This window comes from Lysobacter enzymogenes (assembly GCF_017168095.1).
Taxonomy (GTDB): Bacteria; Pseudomonadota; Gammaproteobacteria; order Xanthomonadales; family Xanthomonadaceae; genus Lysobacter; species Lysobacter enzymogenes_D.
Window position 1 is genome coordinate 1 of the sequence record NZ_LXSD01000184.1, and the last position, 810, is coordinate 810.

Annotated in this window: 1 protein-coding gene; it reads left to right on the top strand. The window is 71.7% G+C overall.

Annotated elements, in window-relative coordinates; translation table 11 throughout:
* Positions 1-333: 333 nt before the first annotated feature.
* On the top strand, positions 334-810 hold a 477-nt coding region (locus A7A76_RS04920; protein WP_206410146.1), incomplete at its 3' end, for a DUF4124 domain-containing protein.

Consider the following 810-nt stretch of genomic DNA (forward strand, 5'->3'; position numbering starts at 1 on the left):
TGGGTGGCGCACGGCGCGCTTCCTGCGCGCCGCCCTTCGGGTCTCTGTTTGCCTGTGGCGAGTGCGGGGCGGCGGGGGGAGCGAAAAGCAACGGCAACGGCAACGGCAAGATCGAAATGGGTTTCGGCTTTTGCCGGGGGGATGGTGGAAGACTCGTTGCTGCGAATCGCAGCGGCACAGCGTTGCGCCTCGGTTGGATGCCGGCTTTCGCTGAAGCCGCGGCCTAAGAATTCGTCGCTTCGGGCCGCAACGGCAGGGCATGCCGGCTTCGGTCGATGCCGTCCGGCGACCCTTGCACTGTCCCTGCCCTGCCCTCGGCGCTAGTCTTCGCCGATGCCTTTCCCCGTCCGTCTCCTGACCCTGCTGCCGCCGCTCGCGCTCGCCGCGGCCGCGCTGTCGCCGAGCGCCGCCCAGGCGCAGATCCGACGCTGCACGGACGCGCGCGGCAATTCCGTCTACACCGATCGCGATTGCGCCGCCGTCGGCGGGGTCGATCGGTTGCCGCGCGGTGCGGCGGCCGCGGCCAGGCCCGAAGCCGCCTACGTCGGCGGCTGCGCGCGCAATCTGCGCGATCTGGTCGGCGCGATCACCACCGCCATCGATGCCCACGACGGCAACAAGCTGGCCGCGGTCTATCACTTCGCCGGCATGTCCGACGATCAGGGCTATGCGATCGTCCAGCGCCTGGACGCGATCGCGCAGCGGCCGTTGCTGGATATCGCGCCGGTGATGGGCGCCGCGCCCGAGCCCACGCCGCGCCCGGGCCCCTGGATCGCGCTGCCGCCGGCGCCGCCCAACGCCGCACTCGCG